This is a genomic window from Mesorhizobium sp. M4A.F.Ca.ET.022.05.2.1, assembly GCF_003998845.1.
Lineage (GTDB): Bacteria > Pseudomonadota > Alphaproteobacteria > Rhizobiales > Rhizobiaceae > Mesorhizobium.
The window spans coordinates 1-21137 of record NZ_RZOJ01000069.1; the positions used below are offsets into that span (position 1 = coordinate 1).

Consider the following 21137-nt stretch of genomic DNA (forward strand, 5'->3'; position numbering starts at 1 on the left):
TCGGCGCCATCCTGCTCACCGCCTCGCGCGCCATCGGCGAGACGATGATCGTGGTGCTCGCGGCCGGTGTCGCCGCCAATCTCACTGCCAATCCGTTCGAGGCGATGACGACCATCACCGTCAAGATCGTCAACCAGCTGACCGGCGACCTCGAATTCAATTCGCCGCAGACGCTGGTCGCCTTCGCGCTCGGCATCACGCTGTTCGCGCTGACGCTGGTGATGAACATCGTGGCCCTCTACATCGTGCGCAAATACCGGGAGCAGTACGAATGACCGATATCCCGCTGGATACGATGGTCCGCACCGCGGCCCCCGCGCGCCGCGACATCGGCCTCAAGGCGCGCTACGCCGCCGAGCGCCGGTTCCGCATCTACGGCGCGCTGGCGATCTCGGTCGGCCTCGCCTTCCTCGCCATCATGCTGATCACCATCGTCTCGAAGGGCTACACCGCCTTCTGGCAGACGACGGTATCGCTGCCGATCAATTTCGACGAGAAGGTCATCGATCCTTCCAACAAACGCGCCACCGACCCGGAGGTGCTGATCAAGGCCAACTACCCCAAACTTGCCGACAGAGCGCTGATGGCCAAGCTTGGCATCGACCCCAGCAACAAACCGATGGCATTGAAGCTGAAGGGCTTCCTGTCGGAGGGCGCGCGCGTCCAATTGCGCGACATCGTCGTTGCCGATCCGTCGGTCATCGGCACGACGCGCAATGTCGACATCCTCGTCGCCGCAAACCTCGATTCCGCCTTCAAGGGCCAGATCGATCTCAATGTCGAGGAAGCGCGCCGCAAGGTCTCGGACCAGCAGGTCGCCTGGATGAATCAGCTCAAGGCCGACGGCACCATGGCCGAGCATTTCAACAAGGGCCTGTTCAGCTATGGCGCCTCGAGCCGTCCGGAGACATCGGGCATGGGCGTTGCCATCATCGGCTCCTTCTACATGATGGTGATCGTGCTGCTTCTGGCGCTGCCGATCGGCGTCGCCGCCTCCATCTATCTGGAGGAGTTTGCCAAGAAGAACCGCTTCACCGACCTGATCGAAGTCAACATCAACAATCTGGCGGCGGTGCCGTCGATCGTCTTTGGCCTGCTCGGCCTCGCGGTGTTCATCAATTTCCTCGGCATGCCGCGCTCGGCCGCCTTCGTCGGCGGCCTGGTGCTGACGCTGAACGACATCAGCGAGCTGCGCCGCGCCGAAGGGGTCGTCAATGAGCGCGCCGACCAGCTGGCGGTCCTCAATCGCGAGCTGCACGAGAAATCGGAGACCACGACGCGGCTGGTCAAGCTCGGCGAATTGCTGCAGGCCTGCGTGACCTTCCCCGAGGCCTTCTCGGTGGTCGGCACGGCGATGACCGAGTTCCTCGGCGGCTTGAGCGGCAGCGTGCACCTGACCAGCGCCTCGCGCAACCTGGTGGAGGAGATGGCGCATTGGGGCGACGTCCGCTCGAGCGTCAACCAGTTCGCGCCGGAGGACTGCTGGGCGCTGCGGCGTGGCCAGGAGCATGTCGCCGGCCCGGGCATGCTGACGCCGCGCTGCGCCCACATCACCGAGAACGGCAAGAAGGGCTATGTCTGCATGCCGCTGGCGGCGCAAGGCGAGACGCTGGGCATCCTGCATCTGTGCGAGCCGAACGCGGCCGAAAAGCCGCAATGGCTGGCCGAGCGGCAGCAGATCCTGCGCGGCGTCGTCGACACGCTGGCGCTGGCGCTGGCCAATCTGCGCCTGCGCGAGACGCTCAGGCAGCAATCGATCCGCGATCCGAACACCGGCCTGTTCAACCGGCGCTATCTGGAGGAAACCAGCAGCCGCGAACTCAGGCGCATGGAGCGCTCGAGCCAGCCGCTGGCGATCATCATGCTCGACGTCGACCACTTCAAGCAGTTCAACGACACGTTCGGCCACGAAGCCGGCGACCTCGTGCTGAAGCAGGTCGCCGCAACGCTCATCGAGCATGCCCGCGACAGCGATGTCGTGTCGCGCTATGGCGGTGAGGAATTCGCGCTGGTCATGCCGGGAGCATCGCTCGAAGAGGGCGCCCAGCGCGCCGAGGCGCTGCGCCAGGCGATCAAGCAGCTGCATCTGGCGCATCGCGGCCGCACGCTCGGCACCGTGACGGCCTCATTCGGCGTCGCCGCCTATCCCGAGCATGGCGCGGGCTGGGCCGAGCTCACCAACGCGGCCGACCACGCGCAATACGATGCCAAGGCCGAAGGCCGCGACCGCGTCGTCGTCGCCAGGACCAATGCGCCGGGCGAGCGCCCGGCGATCCAGCTGGTGGCATCGGTGAAGGCGGGCGCGGACACCAAGGGTTGAGTTGCTTTCATCCGTCGGCCGACCACCTATGTCATGGCGGACGGTTACGCGATCGGCGCCCTGTCGGCCGGCATAATCGCCGACCTGTTCGGCCTAGCTGGACAATCGGTTCTGTCGCCGCACCAGCTTTCCTTTCCGGTACAGAAGTTGCGGTCGCCATGGCGGAGCGCTAACGCTGGCGCGCTTGCTTTGCGCTTGGGTCATTCACTGAATTCTCGTCATGCAGTATCCTGTCGAAAGGAGGGGTACAGGGAGGAGGAAATGACCAGCGCAGCGAGCGTGCCCTTCGATCCGAAGGACCTGGAGTCAAAAGTCAAGGCCATGTACCGCGACGTCGCCACGAACCCGAAAGGCGAGTTTCATTTCGAGATGGGTCGATCGCTGGCGGCGCGGTTGGGCTACAGCACTGAAGACCTCGATCGGATACCGGCAGAGGCGATCGAATCGTTCGCTGGTGTCGGTTACTTTTTTCATCTCGCCGACGTGAAGCCGGGAGAAACTGTGATCGATCTCGGCAGCGGCTCCGGTATGGATACCTTCATCGCGGCGTTGCGGGTCGGCGCGACGGGGAAAGTGATCGGCGTGGATATGACCGACGAACAGCTCGCGAAAGCATCCCGCCTGCGCGACAGTCACAGCTTCGATAACATCACTTACATGAAGGGTTATATCGAGGACGTTGAACTGCCCGCAGGGATTGCCGACGTGGTCATCAGCAACGGGGTGATCAATCTTGCAACCGACAAGCAGGCTGTCTTTCAGGAAACAGCTCGACTGTTGCGCGCCGGCGGCCGTCTCGCCATCTCCGACATCGTCACCGAGGTGCAACTGCCGGAAAATATCGTGTGCAACTCGACGCTGTGGGCCGCGTGCATCGGCGGTGCCGCGCAGCAGGACGACTATTGCACGAAGATCGAACACGCCGGCCTTCGCGTGGTCAAGCGCGAGGACAATCCGGCCTACGAGTTCATTTCGCAGAACGCGAAGGGGGCTAGCCGCAAGTTCGGCGTCAAAAGCGTGTCGATCCTTGCCGCCAAACCCTGAAAGCTGGCGCGGGCACCAAGGGCTGTTAAGCTTTCACATATCGGCCGACCACCTATATGCCTAGAGGAAAAGCATGGGAGATGGTGATGGGCGCTCAATGCTGCGGAGCCGATCACGACAATCACCCGGCTACGGATGAAGACGCATCATACAGGCGTGTTCTCTGGGCGGTGCTGGGTATCAACTCAGCAATGTTTGCGGTCGAGATCGGCGCTGGCGTTGCGGCTGGCTCTGCCTCGCTACAGGCCGATGCGCTCGATTTCCTTGGCGACGCCGGCAACTACGCGATCAGTCTCTTTGTGGTTGGCATGGCGCTTCGCTATCGCGCCCTCGCAGCGCTGGTCAAAGGCGCAACCATGGGACTGTTCGCAGCCTGGGTCATAGGGATAGCGGTTTGGAACACGGTTCACGGCACGCTGCCAGGGGCCTTCACGATTGGCGCAGTCGGCTTTGCTGCCTTGCTTTCGAACGCTGCTTCATTTGGTCTTCTATGGGCCCACAGGAGCGGCGATGCGAATATGCGCTCTGCGTGGATTTGCACTCGCAACGACGTACTCGGCAACCTCGCTGTCCTGGCTGCCGCCGCTGGTGTCTTTGGAACCGGCTCCGGCTGGCCTGACGCAGCTGTCGCCGGCATCATGGCAGCGCTCGCTGTTCAAGGTGCAATCGTTGTCACCAGCCAGTCGCTTGCCGAGTTGAACAGCCGTCGCCCTATGTCGCCAGCTGAATAGGAGAACACGCTAGCCGAACTTCGGCTAGAGGCGCCCTGGCATTCGAAAACTGTGAATCGACAAGCGCGCCACTTCCTCGCCTGCTAACCCGGCAAACCAGGGAGGCGTAGATATGGCCTATTCATATCGGTGCAAGGACTACCCTGGAATGGATGCCTGTTCAGGATCGTTCACGGCTGAGATTGAGACTGAACTCTGGAAACACATCGAGCTTCACGCCGCCATCGCTCATCAGGAGAACCCCGAGCAGTGGTCGCCGGAAGACCGGCAACAGATGAAAAAGATCATTCAGGCCAGCTAGCGCTTGGCGGTTTCCTGCATTGCAATGGCAACAATCGCGCCGGAGAGAAACGTCAAAGCGGCGATCGACGTGATCGCCCATGAGAGCCCGAAGCGATCGGCGATGAGCCCCGCGGAGAGCGCGCCGATCGCATAGCCGAGGTCGCGCCAGAACCGATAAACGCTGAGCGAGCGGGCGCGCCAGCTTGGATGCGAGGCGTCGGAAACCGCGGCGATCAGGCTTGGATAGACCATTGCCGTTCCAAGGCCGAGCAGAAGGCTGCCGACGAGCCACCACTCGAACCGGCTGGTAGCCGCGGTGAGAAACAGGCCGCCGGCCTGGATCCACATTCCGGCGACGATCAGGCCTTTGCGACCCCAGCGATCGCTCAAGGGGCCGGTGACGATCTGCAGGATTCCCCAGGTCGCGGGGTAGATCGCCTTCAGGATGCCGATGCGCTCGACGCCAAGCCCGAAGGAGGCGAAGAACAATGGGAAAATACCCCAGCTCATGCCGTCGTTGAGGTTGTTGACGAGGCCCGCTTGCGACGCCGCGAACAGATTGCGATCCCTGAACGAGGTCAGCGCAAATACCTCCCGGAAGCCGATCGGCACGGATTGCTGTCCGTGAGCGGATGCCTCCAGCCGGAGGTGGTCGCGCGTGTCGCGGATGAGCACGATCGACAGCACGGCGCCGATTACGGCGTAGCCTATGCCGAGATAGATGGGCACGGGACGCAGACCGTACCGCGAGGCAAGATAGCCGGTGAGGAACGCCGTCACGCCGACGGCCAGGTAACCGGCAAATTCATTGAGGCCGACGGCGAGGCCGCGCGATTTCGGGCCGACGAGGTCGACCTTCATGATGACCGTCATCGACCAGGCGAGCCCCTGGTTGATGCCGAGCAGCGCATTGGCCGCAATCACCCATCCCCAGCTCGGGGCCCAGATGATCATGAACGGAACCGGCAAGCCGACAAGCCAGCCGAGGACGAGAACGCGCTTGCGTCCCCAGGTGTCCGCGAGTTGGCCCGAGACCAGATTGGCAAGCGCCTTGACCACGCCGAAGCTGACGATGAAGGAGACGACGAGTGTCGTCGAGGCGATGCCGAACTCTTCCGACCCGATGAGCGGCACGACTGTTCGTTCGAGCCCGACCATGCCACCGACGAAGGCGTTCACCAGCATGAGCAGGGCAAACTGCCGCCAGTTTTCCTTGAGCCCAAGCCTGACAGTCGAGCCTGGCGAGACTGATGCCCCCTCGTTCATTGCTCAGGCCGCGGCGGCGGCGAGACCCGCGTTGGCGGCACGGTTGCGCGCCGCCTCCGGCGGCGGGGGCGGTATGTCCGCGATCATCGTGGCGACGAAAGTGTCCTCGTCATCAATGCGGAACGCCTTATTGAAGCGCTTCTCGAAGCCAATCGTCGATGTCGGCTTGCCGCTGAGCGAGCGCCCGCAGACCGAGCCGGAGTAGGCGCCGGGCAGCACTTCGACGTGATCCGGCAGTTGCTTAAGGCGGCGCACGCTCGAAAACAGCGTCCGCGCGCCGTCCTCGGCACTGGTTGCAAGTTCGGTTCGTCCGAGATCGCCAACCATGAGAGTGTGGCCCGTCAGCACGAACCATGGCTCGGCCGCGCGTGTCCTGTCCGTGACCAGGAGCGAGATGTGCTCCGGCGTGTGCCCTGGCGTGTGCATGACGGTCATGGTCACGTTGCCGAGCTCGACTACCTCGCCGTCCTTGGCGCGTCGAAATGGGAAACCGGCTTCCGCGCCCTCGAACAGCATGTATTCCGCGCCGGAGGCTGCGGCGAGCGTCCGCCCGGCGGAAATGTGGTCGGCGTGGATGTGCGTATCGACCACATAGAGAATGCGCATGCCGGTCGCCTCGGCAACTCGAAGATAGGGCGCGATATCGCCTACCGGATCGACGACGGCGGCTGCCGACTTGCCTCCGCATCCGAACAGGTAGGATGCAGCGACGGGATCGGAATGGAGGAACTGACGGAGGATCATGACTCTTGCACTCCCTGCCTCGCCCGAGATAACATTCAATTATTCTGCTGAATGTTCCATCGAGAAGAATGCATGTCAAGCATCGGACCAAAACAGGCGGTTTTCGCCAGCCTTGCCGAAGTGGCTCAAGCTCTCGGGCATGCGCACCGGCTGGAGTTGCTGGAGCACCTCGCTCAGGGTGAACGGAATGTCGAGGGGCTTGCGGCACGGGCGGGCCTCAGCTTTGCCAACGCCTCGCGCCACCTTCAGATCCTCCGGCGCGCGCACCTTGTCGAGGCGCGGCGGCACGGCAAGCATGTGCTTTACCGTCTTGCCGGAGATACCCAGGTGGTTGAGTTGATGAAGGCCTTGGGGCGCGTGGGCGAGCGGAACGTCGCCGAGGTCAATCGCGTCATGGCCGACTACTTCCACGCACGCGACGCGCTGGAGGCTGTGTCGCGCGAAGACCTTGTCTCAAGACTGCATGACGGTCTTGTCACGGTTCTCGACGTCCGGTCGGAGGACGAATTTGCGCTTGGACATCTTCCGGGGGCGCTCAACATTCCGCTCGCTGACCTTGAACGCCGGCTGGCGGAGCTTCCCGCCAACCGGGAGGTCATCGCCTATTGCCGCGGTCCTTATTGCGTTCTGTCCTTCGAGGCTGTCGCGTCATTGCGGGCGCGAGGGTATGTCGTTCATCGGCTCGAGGACGGCTACCCCGAATGGAAGGCTGCGGGCCTTCCGGTTGAGGCGACGGCCTAAGGTGGCCTCGCACCCTTGGGCCTTGCCCGGGACGGTTACGCCGGGATGGGCGCGGAATATTTGGCCTTCAGCCATGTGTTCGACGGTCCGCTGCTGTAGTGGCTGTCGGCGCGCTTCGAGACGATGCCTTCGAGCCCCATCTTCTCGGTGGCGCGGATGATCGCCAGCGCACTGCCCGCGAAATGCTCGCTGTACCGGATCTTGCCGAGGCCCGGCTCGACCAGTTGCCACAGCGCCTGCTTTCGCTGCAGCAGGGGCAAGGAGGCCAGATCGCGACCGTCGAGATGGAGGATGTCGAACGCGACGAACACCAGCCGGCTCGGCTCGTTCCAAATCGCGGCTTCCAGCGCAGGGCAATCGGGAGCGCCCTGCTCGCCTGGCACAATGACCTCGCCGTCGATAATGGCAGCCCGGCATGGCAGCTCGACTTCCAGCGCGATGGGCCAGTATTTCGTGGTCCAGTCGCGGCCGTTCTTGCTGTAGAGGCGCACGCCGCCACTGTCGATGATGATCTGCGTCCGGTAGCCGTCGAGATAGACCTCGTGAACCCATCCCTCATCTTCGGGCGGCTGCTCGACCCGTGTCGGGATCTGCGGCGGAATGAACTCCAGCCGGCCGCTTTTGACCTTGGCTCGCTTACTCAATGACGCCACCTTTGACCGCCAGCGGCGGCTGATCGGCACAGGCAGCCGGACATCCCCCCAACCGGAACGCCTGCCGCCTGTGCCGAGCCCCCGCTAAGCCACTGTGGCCGAGCCCCCGCTAAGCCATCTCGAACATCTACGAACGAGGCCGGATTGTCGTTAGCTTCGCATCCCAATACTTATCCTGGCGTACATATCTTGCTCGGCACGGCGCTCCAGCGCCGTCCCGACTGGCCTGTGCCATCCAGGATTGCCGCAGGCCCCACTCAGTCCCTTGGACAATTCGGGCGTTGGTCTTCCGGTGATGCCGGCCTGAAAGCCAATAGGCCCTAGTCCATCAAAAGCACCAGGGCCGGATGCAGCTTCTTCAGATTCGGCAATGATTTCGATTGCCAGGGTATGTCGGGCGTTCCGCGCACGACGAGTCGAACATCGGGATGCTTGCGCACCTCGATGGTAAATTTCGCCAGCAGGTTGATGCCGGAAGAGTTGAGAAAGTGAAGATCCTTCAAATTGAGCGTAATGGACGCGGGATTTGTGGCGAGAACGCCGGTCGCCAAAGCCATGATAGGCGCGCCGGCCTGTGAACTGGCGAGCCGCATTGAACCGTCGAAAAAAATATCGCTTCCTTCAATCCACACGCGGTAGTCGTCGGTTTTGATTTCCATAGCCTGGCTTCGTTTCATCTAGTTTTGAGTTTGCGAGATCGGTATGGAGGCATATGTCTCCAGGCAAACCCGATCGCTTTCGTCCGCTGAGCTGAATATCCAGGCCAGGCGTGCGCCATAGTCGCTCATCAAAGTCAGCAGTCCGAGCCCGGAGCCCGACATGTCGGGGTTCGCGGCATTCGCTTCTATTCGCTGTATCAGCAGGTCCTTGGGGTCGCCAACCGTGATGTCCGCCAGAAGACTTTGGAATTCGGATACGTTTTGACCGTCGACGTCATTCGACACCTTGAGCTTGAAGCATTCCGAATCCATCGACGCCTCGATCACGATCTCACCTGGCGCGCGGAATTTGACAGCATTTTCGATGAGCTCGTTGACCAGATATCCGATGCTATGACGCACTTCCATGTAGTCATTGCGAGACGACTGAAAGCGCAACGCGAAAAGATCGGCGATGAAGTCCGAGGTTGTTGCGCAATGACGCCAACTCAGGTCGAGAGGTCCGTCGAACAGCCGCACGCGACTGACGTTCTCCCTCATCCCGATTGCAATGTCAGGGGTACCGAATAGCGCTGTCATTGCCTACGTGTGCCTTATGATCACTAGGGTGATGTCGTCGTGGATCTTCTGGATTCCGATATGGGCCATCAGATCGTCGATGATACCGGTTTTGATTTCCTCGGCGCTCCTGCCGTGACGTCTTTGCACGCTCTGGGAGAGGCGATCGAACCCGAACAGTCTTTTGTTTTGGTCTTCCGCCTCGGTCACACCGTCGGTGTGCAGCACGATCACGTCGCCGCTCCCGAACTGGATGTCACGCGTGTCGATGAACTGCGAGATGTCGCTCTCCAGACCAACCGGCAGACCCAGATCAAGCGTATCAATGCGTTCGACTTCCCCATCCGCGCGCACGACGAGAACGTCCTCATGCTGGCCGGATAGCGTTACCCGCTCATCCTCGAAGTCAAGAAAGGCCAGCGAGAGATGCTTGTCGGTGTTGGTCCGCTCGATGTTCTTGTAGATTGCTTTGTTCAGCCGATTCAGAAACTGGTGCGGATCCGCTTCGTTGGTCTCCTGCAGCGCGCGCGCAACCGATTGGACCATCAGCATCAGCACGCCGCTCTCGAGGCCATGGCCGGTCACGTCGCCGATGCCGATCTTGACCCGCGATCCGTTCCGCAGGACATCGTAGTAGTCCCCGCCGACCTCGTCGGCCGGCCGCATGTAGGCTGCGATCTCCAGCCCCGGAATCGCTTCCAGTTCGAATGGTTTCGGCAAGACCATCATCTGGATCTGCCGGGCTACCGCGAGTTCGGCACCGAGACGGACGTTCTCGTCCCGCAGCTTTTCGTTGAGCGCGGAAATCTCCAGATTTGCGTCGCCGAGCTCCCTGGTTCGTTCGTCGACGAGTTGCTCGAGGTTCTCGGTATGAAAGCTGATCTCCTCAGCCATGCGGTTGAAGGCGATGCCTGCCGCTCCAACCTCGTCGCGCGTTGGAATGCTCACGCGCACGGAATAGTCCTTGGACTGGAGCCGCTGGGCGGCGCTGGCAAGCGACCTGAGGCCGGCGGTGATGCGCTTCGAAATCCCGAGCACGGCCGCAAAGACAATCAGAAGCGAAACGACGATCGCGGCGACCTGGAAGATCAGGATACGATTGGTTGCGCGGGAAATACTCTGTTGCGCGGCGACGAGAGACGCATAGATCTCCCGTTCGGGGACGACGATCCCGACCGACATCGTTTCGGACTTGATCGGTCCCGAACTCCACAGATTGGTCGGCTTCAACCTCTTGAGGACGACAATGTAGGGGACGCGTTCGCCGTTGTTGTCGAGCAGGATATGCTGAATGACACCGTCATTGTTCTGGTCGAGGGGCAGCGACGCGATGGCGGGCTGCGTGCTGCCACGCAGCGACCTCTCCAGGCCGGTGACGCCCTGTGTGCCTGCATCGCTCGATGAAGTCAGGCCGATGATCGCCTGGCCCGACGGATTGATCGCCACCACGTTGCCGGTCGACATTGTGAGGAAGCCGAACCCGGTTTCGGCGATCTTCACACGTTCGACGACTTCCGCGAGCTGATCGAGCGTGATATCCGCCCCCGCCGTACCGGCGATACCGGTGCGATCTTGCGTCCACAACGGCTGGAAAAAGCTGACGATCAGCTTTCCTGTGATTGCATCGGTGTAAGGCGCTGTCTGGGTTATGTCGTCAGGGACCGGACGGGAGGCTGGATCCCTGGCCCATTGCTGCCACGACCCATAGATTCCTGGAAAGAAGAACTCCCAGAACTCCGCCTTGTTGTGGCCCGGATAGAGCCGGTCGAAGGTCTGTGCCTGGTCCGTATAGGGCACCGTCCTGAAGATCGGCCGTTCCTTTGGACCAATATAGTACATCTGCAGTTTGGACGCCCCGCTCGCCATGAGGGTCGGCGCGACGAGATCGATCACGGTACTGTCTTCTATTTCCTTCTCGACGCCCGGCAATGGATTGTGGTCGGCCCCCAATAGGTAGCCCCAGACACTTATCACGGATGGCGATCCCGGCAGATTCTGCGCCCAATCGCCCTTGGTGTCGTAGACGACCTTCACGGAGCCGGGCGCCTGATGCGACAGCGTCGCTCCGACCTGTTGCTGCCTGCCCGGGTCGTCGATCTGGGCCTGCAGCACGCCGGCCAAGGCCTTGACGTCCCCGTGAACGCGATCGAGCAGCAGGTCGACACTTAAGGCCGTCGATTCGGCATAGGAGCGAATGTATTCCTGGTTTGCGGTCGTCAGGCCCTCACCGACTTCCGACGTGGCATCGCGCGACAGCTTTTGAACGTTCCAAAGCGCCAGGCCACCGCTCATCAGGAGGTCGAACAGCACCGCGCCACCAACGACCAGTACGAATTTCGCTCGAAAGGAGCGCATGCCGAAGCGTGGTGTAGGCTCAGCGTCGGCTTTCATTGCGGTCGCCGCCCCGATGCGACCCAGATCGGCCAGCCCGCGTAACCCTTGGGGTGGAGCGCAGCGAAAATGTGGTCCTGGAAGCCCTGCCGGAACCGTGCAACGAACTCCGGTCCGTCGCCACGTCTGGTCGCCATCTCGCCTGCATAGACATCCGCCCAGGCGACAATGACATCGGCGAAGTCCTGCGGATCGCCGTCCAGGTTGGTGACCATGAAGGTCTCGACACGGATGTCTTCGAATCCGGTTTCGAGCAGGTATCGCCTGCTTTTGGGCCCAAGTTCGACGTCCATCTCGAAATGCCCGAACAGCTTCGCCACCTCGTTGTAGGTCCAACGAATGCTTTCGGCGCGCGGCTCGCCGAGGCAGTGCGAATTCTTCTCGTTGGTAATGTAAACCCGCCCGCCTGGCTTGCAAATGCGGTAGAGCTCCTTGAGGATAAGTTCAGGTCGATTGAAGATTTGAAGGGAATGTCGGCAGGTGACCAAATCGAACTGCGCTTCGTCGAGCAGCATTTCCGACGCATCGCCATAGGTATATTCGATCCCCCGGATGTCGAATTCCTGCATCACCTGTCGAGCATAGTTCAGGCTTGATATGGAGTGGTCGAGGGCGACGATCCGCGATGGCTGGAACTCCTTCTGCACGAGCACGGCGAAATCACCGATCCCGCAACAGATGTCGGCCATGACGATCCCAGGCCTCATGCCGTGTCGCGGCAAGATCGCGCGCTCGTGGCGCCAGGTCATCTTTGTCTGTGTGCGCAGGATTGGAACAAACCCGCCTTCCTCAAGGAAGCCCTGTCCCGGATAGAATTGGCTGTCATACTGCTCGACCGTGATGTTCGGTTCGATTTTGCTCAAGCGCCCGAATTTTCGCGAGGTCCATCCAACGACGCTTGATGTGATGACGACGAATTTGAGATCGGGTCGAGCGCGGCAGGCGTCGATGATGATCCTCGAGAAGGCGTAAAATGCAGCGTTGTTCATCTGCGTCAGGCGCCTGACGTTGACATAGAGAACGCCGCGCACACGGCCGATCGCATCACGAAGCAATGCCAGGCTCGTCCCAAGCTCATCGATCGCCTGAGGCCGGACCACCCCCGATATGGAGAACTCCTGGTTGTTGGCGTCGTATTGCGCCTTGAAGCGCGGGAGAAGGTTGTAAGGGCTCAATGTTGCAGGCCCTCAAGCGGAAGATCCACGATAAGTGTGATCGCATCGCCGTCGGCTTCCTCGACCCTGAGCGTCGCGTTGTAGTCGACAGCCAGTTCCAGCAGTACGACCTCCCGGCTGGGCGCGAGATCCCCGGAAACAGAATTAAGGTATCGTTCCCTGGCCTCGTATCCCGTGACCTGGCTTACGGCTTCCTCGTAGAATTGGCGCTCCTCCGGCACGCAAGGAAATGTCAGTTCGATCCGGTCCGTCGCGCCATGGCGAGACACCCTGCACGCCAGTTCGCCGTCGGCATGGCGCGTACGAAAGGCGATTTCCAGCAATTCGTTGAAGGCAGAGGAAAAGAGATTTGAATGGCGGACCGAGTCGGATCGATTTTGACTGATCATGCGGGCCATATATGTCGAGACGTAGTCGCAGTGTCTCCAGGCGGAGACGAAAGTCCTGATCTCCATGTCGATCTGGATCATCGGCTCGAAAGTCGGCTCGCCAGCCAAGTCATGATGAACGGATCCCATCGGCGTCCTCTCTTATTCCATCCGTAGTTGAGCCTGGTAGCGCGATGAGCCGGTTCCGCACGCAGGAATTGCGCGGCACGGGCCTCGTTGGTTTTTTTACCACTCTCCGCTTTACAAAGGGTGCAAGGCGCTACACTGCCCGATTTGATCCCTCCATCGCCCGTATCCCCTTCGGCGGGGACCGCCTGATGAAATCGCTTGTTGCCTCGGCGCCGAGCGGCCGGCCGAGGAAATTGCCCTGCAGGCAATCGCAATTCTCCTTGATCAGCCACCGTGCCTGTGCCGACGTCTCAACCCCCTCGGCGGTGACGCTTATTCCCAAGCCGTGCGCCAGATTGATGATCGATCGCACGATCGTCTGGCCTTTGAGATCGGTCTCCAGGTCCGCGATGAAGTATTGATCTATCTTCAAAGTGTCGAATGGAAAATTCTTAAGATAGCTCAACGATGAATAGTATGTTCCAAAATCGTCGAGCGAAATTCGTATTCCCAATACGTTCAGAGTATTCAACGTGTCGATATTGTCGATTGTCCTCTCAAGAAGAACCGTCTCGGTTATCTCAAGTTCAAGTCTGTCGGCTCGAATTCCAACCTCGTCGATGATCTGAGCGACGGTATCTGTCAGCGAACCGCTGAGGAACTGAGCCGGCGACAGGTTGACTGCGACCGTCAGCGAAGAAGGCCAACTCAATGCCTGGCGACAGGCTTGCTCGAGCACCCATCGACCGATCTCATCCATCAGACCGTCGGCTTCGGCGATCGGTATGAACACGCTGGGTGGAATGACCCCGATCTCGGGGTGCCGCCACCGCAGCAGCGCTTCGAAGCCGATCACCGACGAAGGAGGCCGAATGAGCGGCTGATACTCCAAATAAAGCTCGTTCCGCTCCAGCGCGGTTCGAAGGCTGCGCCTCAGATTTTCGCGTTGCTCGAGCAGGAGCAGCATCGAGCGGTTGAACGTTCGAGCGCAGCCGCGTCCATCTGTCTTGGCTGCATAAAGAGCAATGTCGGCGGCTTTCATCAGTTGCTCGCCATCGGTCCCGTGCTCCGGCCCGAGAGCAATTCCGATACTCGAGCCGACGAAGACAGGAATGCCGTTGATGACGAACGGCTCCTTGAACGCGTTGACCAGCGATCCGGCGAGGCGCTCGGCTTCCGCGGGCTGCTCCTTGCCCAATTGAATGACGGCGAACTCATCGCCGGCATACCGGTAGGCGGATTCGCCGTCCTGCAGCGCGTCACGAATTCGACCTGCCGCAAGTTGAAGAAGCGTGTCACCTGCTCCATGGCCGAGCGTGTCGTTGACCGCTTTGAAATCATCAAGGTCGATTTGCAGCAAGGCGGCCTTCGGCTTTGATCCGCCTATGACCGTCAGCGCTTGCTGCAGCCGCTCGCCGAATCGCCGCCGATTCTGCAGTCCGGTCAGCACGTCGTGCGTCGCCTGATGGAGCAGAATTACATGCTCCTGCTCATCCGCCGCGCTCCGTCCGCCGCGCTCCCTTGATTCGATGATTCCCGCACCATCTGCTGTGCCGAAGACGAAAACGGACCGGGGCGCTTCGCCCGCCGATCGCGGCAAGTCGATGCTTGCCGGAGAACCGCCCTGGAACACCCGAAGAAATTCGTCGCGACAGCTCGCATCGAGGAAGCTCGGGTAGATCTCCCATATGGCGGCGCCCAGCGCCACCGCGCTTCCGTATATGCGTTTGAGGCTGGCTGCGTAGTGCGTCAGACGGAAGTCGCGATCATAGAACGACAAAAGTTCGGTCGTGTTCGCCAAAAGGTCTGGGAGAAGCGCCTCGCCGGCACGTGGAACATCGCTTGAGGAAAGCCCCTCGTTCTCCGTACCGACGCCTGATGCCTCTGGGCGCAAGAGCCACCTCCATAGGCGGTGAAAATTTCCACGTCCCCCAGTTTAGAAATAGCATAACCGTCAAGCTTGGCAAAACTTTCAGCTCACTGTCTTAACAAGCGCCGCATGCAGCGCAATTGCGATGCATGCGGCGCTTGGATTGGCGGCAAGTTATCGATAACGATGAACAGTCCCGATTCGTTAATAAACGGAAATCGGCGGCAATTTAGCTATGTGACTGATGGCGCGGTGGTGGCGATTCGAAATATTGTGCGCCATGAGGCGAAGCAGCCTCCCCCCGGCAAGCTCCGTTTTGACCCTGGACTCAGCTTCCGAGCGCCTTGAGCCAACCTTCAAAGGACGGGGCCTTGTGGTGTTCAGCAAGCGAGACAGACTGGGCGAGGCGCGGCAACGCCACGGAACTTCGGACTTCGCGGGGGCTGTAACCGAATTCCTTGCTGAATGCCCGGCTGAAATTGGCGGCTGAGCTAAACCCGACGGCTTCCGCAATATCGACAATGCGCCGGCTGTCCGCCGGATCGCCAAGCGCAGCATGGGCTGCCAGAAGTCGGCGACTTTGTATGTAGTGGAGGACACCACCGCTCGGCTCGAACAACTGATAGAGACGGGAGCGCGAGACGCCGAGCGCCCGGCACATTGAATCCGGCGTCAGATTGGCCGCATCCAGATTGTTGTGGACGTATCGACGCGCCCGCTCCATCAGCGCGACACTCACCAATTGTTCGGTGGCTGCCGTATGTTCCGCCTGGGGCGAGAGGCAGGCAATGATCATGCTGCGCGTTGCGTGCACGATACGAGGCAGGTCGTCAGCCGTGAGACTGCGCAGCCTTGCTTCTATGCTGTTGAGGTAGTCGAGCAAGAGGTTGGCAAAGTTGCCGGACAGAATTGAATTGTTCTTTGCATCCAGGGTTGCCGTCGCATCGGCGAACAAATCACGCGGCAAATAGAGAAAGAGACTTTCGGATTCCGTTGTCCGCCCGCGAAACGGGTAGCCAAGCGATCTGATCTCCAATTTGCCGGGCTCGTTTTCCGCAACGCGACGATCGACCTCCGTCCACGACCGGCCAGTACGTGGCAAGGCGATATACCAATGATCGATCGAACTCGACCGAAGCTTGGCGGCGGAACGCATATAGCTATGCGCTGGTGCACGCTGTTGGACGATCAGCATGCCGCCGAAGTTCCAGGCCGTATGCTCGGCGGGAAAGCCGTCGTCGAGCGATTTGTCATCCGGCAGCCTGACCTCGACAAGCGGTGCCATATGCGCCTGCCAAGCGGCGAATTGATGCTCTGGCGCAAGATCGAGCGTTGAAAATGGCAAGGGGTCGAGCGCCGGCGCCAGTGACCCGGCAACCTCATGGTGAGGTTGAGCTTCGCGCGGCCAACGACGTCGCTCACGCTCCGGCGCCTGCCTCGAACGCGCCTCGTCCTGCTTCTTAGCATCCATCGCAGGGTACCATATCCGAATCCGGTATACCCATGCGCCCACGTCAATCATGTGGTGTATCACAGGCACTTGGCAAGACTGGCGGAACTCAAGTCCACAGAAGCGGCCATCATCACGCTGGATTACAGTAAGAAATGCATTCCGAGACAAGTTTATGGATGTGACGATAACGACACTCTTCAACCCGGTGCGTATAGAATCCGGCATCGTGAAAGCGTAGTTGAGGAGGCCACGAGATGAACGCAAAGCTCAAAGCGGAAGCCCGCCGCAAGATCATTCTTGACGGGTACGTTAACAATGAACCCCTGAAAGATATTGCGGCCAAGATCGGATGCTCCCTGGCGAGTTTAAAGGTCAGCGCCAGCAAACTCGGCTGCACCAGGACGCCAAAGGAGGCGGCCGCATTTCGACGCGGCTTTCGTGTCCCGGAAGAAAAACGGCGTGATTACTATCAATTGATGATTGCCGGGCAGTACAAGGCCCACGAGTGCGCGCGGATCTTGGGCCTGCTAACGATGCAGTTGCCTGGCCCAGAGTAGTCGTATGACAATACTGTTGCCGATATTGTTACTCGGGCATTTCATCGCCTCGGCAGTTCCTCAGTAAAAGCCCGCCGCAAGCACGGGCGGCGGGCCCTGAAAGGTTCGCTCAAATGCCCCGTCGGCGCTTCAATCACACCTGCTTCTGCCCGCACGATCTGGCCATTTGCGAACGCGTGTTCGATCAGGTTTGCGTGGATGAACATCTCGACCCTTTGGGGCCGGATACCGAAATTCTGGCGGAAATGGTTGTGGCCATTTTTCGAAATGCCCACACCGGCGAGCGCGAACTGCTGGAGACGGTCAGGTCTCGCTGGCGAAAGGTCGCGGGAACTGCGCATTAGAGCAATTCCGGGAAAGTGCAGCGGTCTTCCGTCCGGAATTGCGTCGATCTCGCCATCGCCTGAAGAGTTCGGTGCCTATTTCAGCGAAAACGCCGAACGGAATTCCTTCGTGTTGTTGCGGTTGGGATAGGCCTGGTCGGGCACCGGAACGCCGAGATGGGCGCAGAGCGGTTGCCAGCCGTCGCCCAGCCGGTGGACCAGCAGCCGCTCGCGCGGCACGGCCGCCATCACTGCCTCGACATTGGCTTCGTAGACGGCGATCGCATGCGCCCGGTCGTGCGGACGGCCGCCGAACACCTGCCTGGCGATCAGGGTAAGGCCGAGCGCGTCCTGGTCCTCGATCTGGCCGATGCCGGCCAGGATGGTCTTTTCGAAACTTTCCCACCAGCTTTCCGGCGAGCGCCAGGTGAGGATGACGCGGGCGTCCGGATAGGCCTTGATCAGCTCTGGCCAATAGTGCGCCGACGGCCAGTCCATGCAGGAATTGTAGCCCGAGAACAGTTCTTTCCAGTCCGGCGCCGCCCCTTTCGCCAGCGCGCGCCACAGCCGCTTCTGCTCCTCCTTGGCCATGACCTCGGACATGTGATGGCAGGGGCCGAAGCCGAGGATGGTCAGCGCCTCGCGCATCGAATCCGTTCCGGTCCGGCCAAAGCCCGTGCCGATGACCTTGATCGACATTTCCGCCCCTCCCCGCGTTTGGACCACGTGTATCAAATGCCGGCCACCACCATCCGCAGGCGATTGCCCTCCGGATCGGCGCAGTCCAGCCTGCCGGCCGCCTCGGCGAAGGGCACACCCGCCTTGCCGAGCCGTCCCGCCACAGCGGCAAGCTCGTCGGCGCCGGCGAGCACGACCGTGAAGCGCTCCAGCCCGGCCGCGCCGGGCGGCGGTTCGGTCAGCTCGTCGCGGGTCCAGATGTTGAAGGCGACCATGTGGCGGCGCCGGTCGGTGCCGCAATCGAACAGACCGAAGGTGCGCGACTGGATGTGCGGCCTGAAGCCGAGAACGTCGACATAGAACGCCATCAGCGTTTCGGGCGAGCGGGCGCGCATATGGATGTGGCCAATGAAGGCATCCGCCGGCAGCCGCGGCTCGATCCGGCCGGAATCGCCAAGCGAGCGCGACAGGTTCGCAAGGTCGAGCGGCTCCAGCCCCGAATGCGTGCTGCCGTCCGTGGCGAGGAGCAGCACACGGCCGTCCGTCGTCTCCTCCCTGCCGGCCAAGCGTTCGGGTGTGTCGAAACAGATCTCGATGCCGTTGCCCGACGGATCGGAGACGTAGAGCGATTCCGAGACCAAGTGGTCCTGGGCGCTGTATCTGAGGCCGGAAGCCTTGAGCCGAGCGGCGGCATGCGCAAGGTCGCGGCGCGTCGTGACATGGATGGCGACATGGAAGAGATCGCGCGCCTTCTGCGGCAACGCGACCGCAGCCCCTTCATGCAGCACGATCAGCGCCTTGCCGTCGACGCCGAGCCCGGCCACCCCGTCATCCTCGCCAAGCAGCGAGAGCCCGACCGCATCGCGCCATACGGGCAAGGCCGCCGCGATGTTGACCACCCTCAGATGAACCGGCCCGAGATGAGTGGCGCCTGCCAGCAATCCTTCGCTCATCGGCGAATATTAGCTGTGAACGATATGGCTGTCAGCAAGATGGAGGGGAGTAAGGCAGTAAGGGAGTAGGACAGTAGGGGAGTAGGGGAGTAGGGGAGTAACGGAGGCATGGCTCTGATGCCCCCCAGTGCCTAGTGCCCTACTCCTCCCTCATATCCCCGGTGGCCGCACATACCCATCCGTCAGCCTTGCCAGCGCCTTGGCGGCGGCAAGCAGCCTGAGGTCGCAGTGGCGACGGCCGACGAGCTGGGCGCCGATCGGCAGGCCATCGCGATCGAGGCCGATCGGGATAACAGCGGCCGGGTGGCCGGTCAGGTTGAAACGGCAGGCATGGCTGAGCGCCGTCCAGTAGGGCGTCTCGACGCCGTCGACCGGGATCGGCGTGCCCGTCTCGCGATGCTTGAAGGCGGTGCACATCATTGCCGGGCACACCAGCACGTCCCAGTCGCCGAAGAAGCGCTCCCAGGCGTGGATGAAGTCGTCGCGCCGGTTGAGCGCCGCGAGATAGGTGGCGAGCGTTGGCGAGTCTTGCAGCGGTGCCTGGAAGGCCTGCGAGTACCAGGTCATGAAGTCGGAGAACAGCGCCCGTTCGGCGGCGAAGTCATGCGACGGCAGGGCCTCGCCCACCTTTGCGCCGGCGACGTCGATCGCGCCGGCAAAACCGGTAATCGCATCGGCGATGTCGCGGGCGATCGGCACGCCCGGGAATTCGGGCGCGAAGGCGACCCGCAGCCGCGACAGCGGCGGCTCGGGCGCCTCGTCGGTCGCTGCCGGCGGCACCTCGGTGTCCAGCCCGTCGGCGCCTGCAATAACGCGGTGGGCAAGGATGAGGTCGTCGACATCGCGTGCCAGCGGCCCGATGTCGAACAGCAGACGGAAGCTGCGCGGCATGTCGGGCGGATCGGCATAACTGCCGGTGATCGGCACCGTCGATTGCGTCGGCTTGAAGCCGCATATGCCGCACAGATGCGCCGGCACGCGGATCGAGCCGCCGGCATCGCTGCCGATATCCAGGGGCACCAGACCGGCCGCGACGGCCGCCGCGGCACCGCCGCTGGAGCCGCCCGGCGTGCGGGCGACGTCCCAGGGATTGCTCGTGCGGCCGAAGATCGGGTTGACGGTCTGCAGGTCGCGCAGCCGGGGTGGCACATTGGTCTTGCCGATGATGATCGCGCCCGCCTTGCGCAAGCGCGCGGCAATCGTGCTGTCGGCCGTCGGTACATGGTCGGCCCAGGCCGTCAGCCCGACCGTGGTGCGCATGCCCGCCGTGGCGTGGCCGTCCTTCAGGGTGACCGGCACGCCATGCAGCGGCCCGACGGCCTCGCCGCGCGCCAGGGCATCATCGGCGGCCCTCGCGCCCTCGCGCGCCGCCTTCTCGTCAAGCGTGATGATGGCGTTGAGCAGCGGGTTGACGGCGGCGATGCGCTCCAGCTGCGCCTCCATCGCCTCGCTGGCGCTGACGCGGCGCTCGCGGATCGCGGCCGCCAGTTGCATGGCGGTGAGGAAGGTGGTGTCGGCGGTCAGGGCGTTTGTCATGCGCGCATCCTCCCCGGATTGGCCTTCGCCAATCGCCAGCACGGCAGCCTATCAAAATCGGGTTGCCCCATGGCCTTTCCCCCTGCCCTCATCCTACCACAAACGACAGGATGCGGTGAGGGGCCGGAAAGTTCGGTGGTTCAGTCGATCTTGTGTGGCCTTCCGGCGGAAAACGAACAACAATGGCCTGCCGCCACGCCGCACGATGGCGGAAAGAGTAGCAGGAGGAGATGCGAATGGACGAGCCCGATCGCTGGCGCAACATGGCAAGCGCGCCGAGGGATGGCAGCCGGATCCTGGTCACGGTGCGGCCGACCGAGCAGGGGCCGGCCGAGGTCGACATGGCCTATTGGTCGCGCGCCGACCAGCATGGCGAGGAAGGCTGGCGCTCCTCCGACTCCCAGCCGGGCCGCGTGGTCGAATATGCCGACCCGGAACTGAAATGCTGGATGCCGCTACCATCAGCCGGAAGAGGCTCGATGCCGAGTCCGTGGGAGGGCGACGAGGTGCCGCTGCTGGACGGGTCGGGGATTTAGGGCCAGTCTCCCCCCTTGAGGGGGAGATGTCGCCGAAGGCGACAGAGGGGGTCGCCGCGCGTGGAGCGCCAGCCTTGATCCGCCGCAGGAGGTAGAGCCCAGTCGAACCGACCCCCTCTGCCCTGCCGGGCATCTCCCCCACAAGGGGGGAGATGGCAGCTTCAACGCCT

The 21137-nt window shown here is 61.9% G+C and carries 20 protein-coding genes and 3 pseudogenes; 9 read left to right on the plus strand and 14 right to left on the minus strand.

Annotated elements, in window-relative coordinates; all coding sequences use genetic code 11:
• The 6 genes and pseudogenes from EN745_RS10765 to EN745_RS10785 all read left to right on the plus strand — a co-directional run.
• Positions 1–275 (plus strand): annotated as a pseudogene (locus EN745_RS10765) (phosphate ABC transporter permease subunit PstC); the annotation flags it as partial.
• Positions 272–1174 (plus strand): annotated as a pseudogene (locus EN745_RS36915) (DUF3333 domain-containing protein); the annotation flags it as partial. The pseudogenes EN745_RS10765 and EN745_RS36915, both read left to right, overlap by 4 nt.
• A gap of 186 nt (positions 1175–1360) precedes the next feature.
• Positions 1361–2320 (plus strand): annotated as a pseudogene (locus tag EN745_RS36920) (sensor domain-containing diguanylate cyclase); the annotation flags it as partial.
• A 261-nt stretch (positions 2321–2581) separates the two neighbouring features.
• Positions 2582–3364, plus strand: coding sequence for a methyltransferase domain-containing protein (locus tag EN745_RS10775; RefSeq protein WP_127421221.1), 783 nt, complete (start codon positions 2582–2584; stop codon positions 3362–3364).
• Between the two features lie 80 nt (positions 3365–3444).
• Positions 3445–4095, plus strand: a complete 651-nt coding sequence (locus EN745_RS10780; RefSeq protein WP_348628257.1) for a cation transporter — start codon at positions 3445–3447, stop codon at positions 4093–4095.
• 112 nt (positions 4096–4207) lie between these two features.
• Positions 4208–4396 (plus strand): DUF1059 domain-containing protein, encoded by a 189-nt coding sequence (locus EN745_RS10785; RefSeq protein ID WP_127406768.1) that lies wholly within the window; start codon positions 4208–4210, stop codon positions 4394–4396.
• Here the strand turns inward: EN745_RS10785 and EN745_RS10790 are convergent.
• Together EN745_RS10790 and EN745_RS10795 are read right to left on the minus strand one after the other, a co-directional pair.
• Entirely contained in the window at positions 4393–5643 is a 1251-nt protein-coding gene (locus tag EN745_RS10790) for an MFS transporter (RefSeq protein ID WP_127421222.1), read from the minus strand. The genes EN745_RS10785 and EN745_RS10790 overlap by 4 nt on opposite strands.
• Positions 5644–5646: 3 nt before the next feature.
• Positions 5647–6387, minus strand: a complete 741-nt coding sequence (locus tag EN745_RS10795; protein ID WP_126055308.1) for an MBL fold metallo-hydrolase — start codon at positions 6385–6387, stop codon at positions 5647–5649.
• A 72-nt stretch (positions 6388–6459) separates the two neighbouring features.
• On the opposite strand from EN745_RS10795, the gene EN745_RS10800 reads away from it, so the two are divergent.
• Positions 6460–7128, plus strand: a complete 669-nt coding sequence (locus tag EN745_RS10800; RefSeq protein WP_127407599.1) for a metalloregulator ArsR/SmtB family transcription factor — start codon at positions 6460–6462, stop codon at positions 7126–7128.
• Between the two features lie 35 nt (positions 7129–7163).
• On the opposite strand, the gene EN745_RS10805 is transcribed toward EN745_RS10800, so the two are convergent.
• The 8 genes from EN745_RS10805 to EN745_RS10840 all read right to left on the minus strand — a co-directional run bounded on the left by EN745_RS10805 (position 7164) and on the right by EN745_RS10840 (position 16402).
• Positions 7164–7781, minus strand: coding sequence for an RNA ligase family protein (locus EN745_RS10805; RefSeq protein WP_245455503.1), 618 nt, complete (start codon positions 7779–7781; stop codon positions 7164–7166).
• Between the two features lie 320 nt (positions 7782–8101).
• Positions 8102–8440 (minus strand): hypothetical protein, encoded by a 339-nt coding sequence (locus EN745_RS10810; RefSeq protein ID WP_126055310.1) that lies wholly within the window; start codon positions 8438–8440, stop codon positions 8102–8104.
• A gap of 18 nt (positions 8441–8458) precedes the next feature.
• Complete coding sequence (locus EN745_RS10815) at positions 8459–9019, minus strand: ATP-binding protein (RefSeq protein WP_189347531.1); 561 nt, start codon at positions 9017–9019, stop codon at positions 8459–8461.
• Positions 9020–9022: 3 nt separating this feature from the next.
• Entirely contained in the window at positions 9023–11389 is a 2367-nt protein-coding gene (locus EN745_RS10820; protein ID WP_127421223.1) for a SpoIIE family protein phosphatase, read from the minus strand.
• Positions 11386–12564 (minus strand): class I SAM-dependent methyltransferase, encoded by a 1179-nt coding sequence (locus EN745_RS10825; protein WP_126055312.1) that lies wholly within the window; start codon positions 12562–12564, stop codon positions 11386–11388. Before EN745_RS10825 ends, EN745_RS10820 begins: the two co-directional genes overlap by 4 nt.
• Positions 12561–13034 (minus strand): ubiquinone biosynthesis methyltransferase UbiE, encoded by a 474-nt coding sequence (locus tag EN745_RS10830; protein ID WP_245482236.1) that lies wholly within the window; start codon positions 13032–13034, stop codon positions 12561–12563. The genes EN745_RS10825 and EN745_RS10830 overlap by 4 nt, the downstream gene beginning before the upstream one ends.
• Before the next feature lie 178 nt (positions 13035–13212).
• Entirely contained in the window at positions 13213–14862 is a 1650-nt protein-coding gene (locus EN745_RS10835) for a bifunctional diguanylate cyclase/phosphodiesterase (RefSeq protein ID WP_127421227.1), read from the minus strand.
• Between the two features lie 397 nt (positions 14863–15259).
• Positions 15260–16402 (minus strand): helix-turn-helix domain-containing protein, encoded by a 1143-nt coding sequence (locus tag EN745_RS10840; RefSeq protein WP_126055314.1) that lies wholly within the window; start codon positions 16400–16402, stop codon positions 15260–15262.
• 236 nt (positions 16403–16638) lie between these two features.
• Between EN745_RS10840 and EN745_RS10845 the strand changes: the two genes are divergently transcribed.
• A complete protein-coding gene (locus EN745_RS10845; protein ID WP_126055315.1) occupies positions 16639–16941 on the plus strand; it encodes a hypothetical protein in 303 nt (100 codons plus the stop codon).
• Between the two features lie 41 nt (positions 16942–16982).
• Here EN745_RS10845 and EN745_RS35820 read toward each other — a convergent pair whose 3' ends face one another.
• The 4 genes from EN745_RS35820 to EN745_RS10870 all read right to left on the minus strand — a co-directional run bounded on the left by EN745_RS35820 (position 16983) and on the right by EN745_RS10870 (position 20431).
• A complete protein-coding gene (locus tag EN745_RS35820; RefSeq protein ID WP_145989070.1) occupies positions 16983–17282 on the minus strand; it encodes a hypothetical protein in 300 nt (99 codons plus the stop codon).
• 78 nt (positions 17283–17360) lie between these two features.
• Entirely contained in the window at positions 17361–17963 is a 603-nt protein-coding gene (locus tag EN745_RS10855) for a sulfotransferase family protein (protein WP_126055317.1), read from the minus strand.
• Between the two features lie 32 nt (positions 17964–17995).
• Complete coding sequence (locus EN745_RS10860) at positions 17996–18895, minus strand: VOC family protein (protein ID WP_127421225.1); 900 nt, start codon at positions 18893–18895, stop codon at positions 17996–17998.
• 150 nt (positions 18896–19045) lie between these two features.
• Positions 19046–20431 (minus strand): amidase family protein, encoded by a 1386-nt coding sequence (locus EN745_RS10870; RefSeq protein ID WP_127421226.1) that lies wholly within the window; start codon positions 20429–20431, stop codon positions 19046–19048.
• A gap of 236 nt (positions 20432–20667) precedes the next feature.
• Here EN745_RS10870 and EN745_RS10875 point away from each other — a divergent pair, with 236 nt between their 5' ends.
• The gene (locus tag EN745_RS10875; RefSeq protein WP_126055320.1) at positions 20668–20967 is read left to right on the plus strand and encodes a hypothetical protein; all 300 of its coding nucleotides are present in this window, start codon (positions 20668–20670) and stop codon (positions 20965–20967) included.
• The last annotated feature ends 170 nt before the right edge of the window (positions 20968–21137 follow it).